This is a genomic window from Pararcticibacter amylolyticus (genome assembly GCF_003130405.1).
GTDB lineage: Bacteria > Bacteroidota > Bacteroidia > Sphingobacteriales > Sphingobacteriaceae > Arcticibacter > Arcticibacter amylolyticus.
Window position 1 is genome coordinate 25632 of record NZ_QEAS01000032.1, and the last position, 5529, is coordinate 31160.

2 protein-coding genes and 1 pseudogene are annotated in these 5529 nt (G+C 47.4%); all 3 read right to left on the reverse strand.

All coding sequences use genetic code 11. The annotated features are described in order from the left end of the window. Complete coding sequence (locus DDR33_RS23710; RefSeq protein WP_238387932.1) at positions 1–3156, reverse strand: DUF6298 domain-containing protein; 3156 nt, start codon at positions 3154–3156, stop codon at positions 1–3. A 379-nt stretch (positions 3157–3535) separates the two neighbouring features. Then, positions 3536–5176 carry a polysaccharide lyase gene (locus DDR33_RS23715; protein ID WP_109418291.1) on the reverse strand — a complete coding sequence of 547 codons (1641 nt, stop codon included), beginning with the start codon at positions 5174–5176 and terminating at the stop codon, positions 3536–3538. A 71-nt stretch (positions 5177–5247) separates the two neighbouring features. After that, positions 5248–5529 (reverse strand): annotated as a pseudogene (locus tag DDR33_RS23720) (polysaccharide lyase); the annotation flags it as partial.

Sequence of the window (5529 nt, forward strand, 5' to 3'; positions counted from 1 at the left end):
CTACTTTCTTACCCAGAGAACCGCGGCGCCGCTCTGCGGCTTGCTTACAGAAATTGTGCTCCCTGCTTTAGCGGTTTGCTCTTTACCAATTCGTTTACCTGTTGCCGGATCTATCCAGCGAAGTTTGTAAGAACCGGAATATGCCTTTAGGTCAAGTTCGATGGATTTCGCGGTAGTGGCATACACAATACGGCCTTTGTCTTTTCCATCCAATACATAGATACCTGACGCCGGATCAGCAGCTAAGGGTTTCATCTGAGAGGCGGAAGCAAGGAATGCCGGTTCTGTGACAGAAGATATCTTAGCGACCGAACCGCCTGCCATGAAGGCAGCCCATCCGAAGGCTTCCCAGCTATCACCGGAATACATGATGGCCTTATCGGGGAATTTCTGATGATATTCGCTGACCGCCCTGTAAACCTGTTCGAAAGAACTTCTTTTTGGTTTAAGCAGGCGGGCGTGCTGTCTTGGCGCCAGGTTCTGACCGCCTTGCGGTGCATAAGCACTGCCGTCCGCCTGGTAGTGCCAGTACCGGATATCGATCAGGTTAACAACAGAAGCACGTTCGGAGTCGGCAAGAATGGCATCCTGAACATCTTTGGTGGTGCTTAATCCGATAGTAACTTTTTTACCGTTCTCACTCTCCCACTCTTTAATCATGTCTATCCAAAACTGAACAAAATGCAGAGGTCCCGTAAACTCAGCGCCTATTAACTGGATAACACCTGTATTTCCTTTAAAATTATTGAGGCATTGGCGGATATATGCCCGGTGCAGCTCCCTGCGGGCAGGGTTGCTGATATCATAAAACTGTTCAGCCATGAATATCCTCTTGTCACCGGCATACGGTGGAGGCTCCGGGAAACCCGTGTTATTAATGTTATTAGCTGATCTCCAGGGGAAATCCGCATAGTGTGCACCGGCTTCGATGATATTATGCTGGAAATAATTCTGATGGACCAAAACAAGTCCTCTCTCATCAGCAATGTTTGCAAAGTGTTTAAGCCGGTTCCAGTAGAACTGGTTGTATTTTGTCAGGTCATATTTGCTCAGTCCGTCCCAGGCAGTACCCTGTCCGCTTCGCGCAAATGGCTGCTCATAGAATGGCGGCCAGACTTCACCATCCATCCTCCTGATACGCTCGTGGTCGTCACGACGCCTGTCATACCAAAGCCCGTAATTATGTTCCAGGGAAACTATATGATTATCCTGCATCCACTGGCCTACGTCATTCAGATCATCTGTCAGACCTACACCCGTTCTGCCCGGCACATACCTGGTTAATGCTGGTTTTGAAGCCTTAATTTCTACAGGTTGTAAGCTGCCTCTCCACCACGGCACTTCATGACGGCTGCCGGTTACCACAAGATCGCCCCTCACAAGCCATCCGTTTGCTAAAGTCATTTCCGGGGCTTTCGCCGCGGGAGCAACAGGTTTTACTCCAATCTGATCTATAGTCTTTACTCCTTTAGCACCGGTTGAAACCGGAGACCTGAAGCCTGCACTGTCAATCCATTCGGTTAATTGAGTATGAGGCTTTACAGATAAAGCTGTAAGCTGTGCCGCCACAGAAACAGGCGGGCTGCTTGATGCTTCCGTTGGCGTCTCGAGTAAATGAGCCCTCTTCATAACATCTCCGCCCAGCCTTTCGGAAAGCTGAGCATAGTACAGGCTCCTGGGATTAATATGCTCGTTAGACATATTCCAGTAGCCGTCTCCCTGGAACTGAGCCCAGCACCCAAACGCCCAGTTATTAGCAGTGGGGGGAGCAAAACAGTCTATCCGGGAAGCTGAACATTGCCAGAAAACACTATTAGCTGCAGTCCACCCGGCGCCTTGCGCATCCTGTCCCCTGTTAGCATAGCTCAAAGCCTGACCGTCAACATTCACAATATCAAATAATACTCCTGAAGCCCAGCTGTCAATTGTTCCGCTAAAGCTGAAAGGCAGATGAGATTCACACTGAACAAAGGCATTGGGGCCTGCCGCACAATATCCAACGGCAAAGTCGTGATAACCGCCTTCGGCATAACATCGTTGAAAAAGTGTTTGCTGACCTAATGTATAAAAGGTATAACGACGCTGTCCCCCGATCTCGGATACAGGAGCAAGTGATTTACAATCTTCGACCGTCACTTTGCGGGCAGTTTCAAGAACAGCGACAGCTGAACCGGCGAAATGCTCAAATGTTACCTGCCTTACCCATGCATTCGTTACATTCTCCAGGGTAACAGCCATCCAGCTATGATCTTCATCTTTAGGGTTCGCCGTATTGTAATCCGACCGGAGCAGGATGTTTTCAACCCCGCATTGCGAAATAAGTCCATCCCACAGCAATTTACTGACAGTACCTCCGCCATATTCCTGATCAATCGACGTCGTAACCGGCGCATCAAGCACCAACGTGTTTCCTTCAACTGCCTTTATCATTCTGTCCCAGAGTATATCCCGTTCTCCCGGTTTCCACCCCAGGGCTGTAATTCCACCTCCGAAATGCCAGGTATCCAGCTTTTGAATCCAGTTCGCCGCAGAAGGCCGGTGAACAGACACCATTTCGCCGGGTTTAAAAGCTTTTCCATCTGCTACTTTTATTCTGACCGAATTAACCGGCACATATTTATCCGTGATCTTTACGCTATTAACCTCTTTCCTGTTATTAATGCCTTCTATGCGGATTAAGGTCTCACGTTCTTTCCCCTTTGAGAAAAGAACAGTTCCTCCGTCACCGGGCCCGCTTCCACGAAGCACAACACCACCCGATCTGATGAAGAGAGAACCATCTACTTCATAAACTCCCTTTTCCAGCAGAACAGCTCCTTTAAGTCCGTTTTTATTTGCCGGCAACGCAGCTATATAGTCTAAAGCAGCCTGAATTCTGCGGGTCGCATCCCCGGATTTCAAAGGAACCGTAACCTTAACGGGAGCATCAGGAATAGCACTGCTCCCTGCCATATATCCAGCATAGGAAAAGTCAGGAATCCTGTTTCCCAGTGAGTCAGGGGAATAAACCAGCCGTCCGTCCTTTCCTGCATCAAGCGGGGGAACAGGTTTCGGAACCTTGGTTTTCTGAGCATAGGTATCACCGGCATATAGCAGGCCGCAAACTACCAGAGCTGAATAAAAATACTTACAGAAGGTCATCTTATCAGGAACCATTCGTTTAATTTATCTCTTAGTGTGCGAGATTTAGTTCTAATTGGTTGTGGGATCGGCGTTATTACGCGCCGGAAAACTAAATCTCAAAAACAAAAGTATATGCTGCTGTCAGTCCTTTTATATACCATTTTCTCAATGTTTTGTACCATCTTGACATGGCCGGCAGCCTGGTATTATGCAACAGAAGAAAGCTACAACAAAAAAAACATCACGACAAATAATAATAACTACAGTACATCAATAGGCTTATCTCCCGGCAAAAGCCGCAGCAGCAAGTATGGCCCAGCACTATAATAAAAAAAGAGGCCAGCCTCACAGCCAACCTCTTAACTCAAACTTTAATCTGTACAACAAGCTCTGTATTCAATAATCCCTATAACTATTTCACTACAGATACTGTCTTTAAGGGAACAACACTGTTTAACCAGGCTTCGATGTTTGTATATCCATCCTTCCGGTACTTAGAAGCGTCGGAGGGATCTTTCGGGTTTAATCCATTTTTCAATTCCCATGCATCCGGTATCCCGTCACCGTCTGTATCTTTATAAGGCGATCCTTTATATTCGGGGTACCCGCCAACCTGACTCACATCACTGATAATGCCCTGTTTATACGAATCTTCCGGAAGCCTCCTCTTGATATATTTATCCCCAATATGGGTCTTCCCACCTTCGGTATAAAGGATCTTTCCTGTCTGTACCTGCTTCACAACCCTTGTATCTACCGGGTCTCTCCGGGGCAAGGTAGCGCCAACATTAGCCAGAACATAATTATAAGCTTCTTTAGCCGAAACAACATTAAATTCAGGCATCGGCAGAGGAGAATCAACCCTGATCCGCGCCAAAAGCTTCGCCTCTTCAGACACTCCTTCAAGCTGAACACCCCCCTCCCAGTTATCTTTAGTTACCCGCTCATTACCTTCAACTACATTACCATTTACATAAGCCTTTCCAAAATGATCCGGATCGTTCTTATCGCGGTTAGACTCAGGCTTCAGTATCCTGTAACTAATAGGTCTGTCTAGGGGAGTAATGGGTCCCGGCTTGTAATAATTATTGATAAAATTATATAGAGAACGGTGATCACCTCCGTCTGCACTCCTGTTCCACCAATTGAAAATGACATTGTTCACGAAGTTGAAATCTCCATACATCCCTACAGAAGGGTTACGGCTGATATTGCTTGCCCACAAGTTACGCATGAACGTACTGTTCAGACCTCCGATCGTACTTCCGAAAGCATGATTATAAGCATCCAGTGCTTCAGAGAAAATCGAATTCTGGATTGTTACGTTCACCGTAGGAAGTTTTGCCTTCTTATAATCCTTTCCGTCATCGTAAACATGGCGATAGATGGACATATTTTCGTCCAGTCCCCAGCTTGCCGACACATGGTCGATCATAATATTTCCAACCGGGTTTCCGCCTATAGCATCATCCCTCCTGGCAACATCTGTTGCCCCCCTTCTGAACCGCATATAACGGATCACTACATCATGAGTATTGATCCATACCGATTCACCGGCAATACACACCCCATCTCCGGGTGCTGTCTGACCAGCAATCGTGATATATGGAGCACGGATAATGACAGGACTCTTTAAACGGATAATTCCCGCAACATTAAAGACGATCGTTCTCGCGCCACCCTGCTCACAAGCCTCACGAAAAGATCCGGGTCCCCGGTCGTTCAGGTTTGTCACCACAATGACTTTTCCTCCACGACCTCCGGGAGTATAAGCACCGCCCCCTTCAGCTCCCGGGAATGCAGGTATTTTAGCTTTAATGAGATCTTCAGGCTTAGCCGCCCATGGAACATATGGCTTTCCGTTTTGAGCTTCTTTCTGAATAATTGGTAAAGCCTTTTGCCAGGCTGCATCAGAAAGGGATTCCTCCACCGCCAGGGCAGAATCGGCCACCGCCTGCACAGCCGGTGGAATGTCAGGATATTGGGCAGATGCCCGGAGGCCTATCCCCGTTAATCCTGTGGCACATAGAAAAATTGAAAGTTTTGTTCTCATCTAAAATTCTGTTAAACGGTGCAAGCTTGCTTCTTCCGGCACATAATCTCTGTCCGCAAACTTGCCATTTATTACTGAGCCGGTTTCACAATATCAACATTCACCAGGCTGTTCAGATAATTCTCAATATTTGTATACCCGTTGGAGGCATATTTCGCTGAATCACTGCCATCCTTAGGATTTAAGCCATTCTTGGTCTCCCACTCATCAGGAATCCCATCGTTATCTGAATCCTTGTAAGGCTTGCCCTTGTACTGTGGGTAACCGCCTACCTGGCTGATGTCGGTGATAATCCCGCCCTTATAGGAATCGATCGGTAAACGACGGTGCTTGAACTGGGTTGCGGGAAGCTT

Coding starts and splice junctions, on each gene's coding strand:
- DDR33_RS23715 (WP_109418291.1), bottom strand. CDS start 5,176: ATGAGAACAAAACTTTCAATTTTTCTATGTGCCACAGGATTAACGGGG.
- DDR33_RS23710 (WP_238387932.1), bottom strand. CDS start 3,156: ATGGTTCCTGATAAGATGACCTTCTGTAAGTATTTTTATTCAGCTCTG.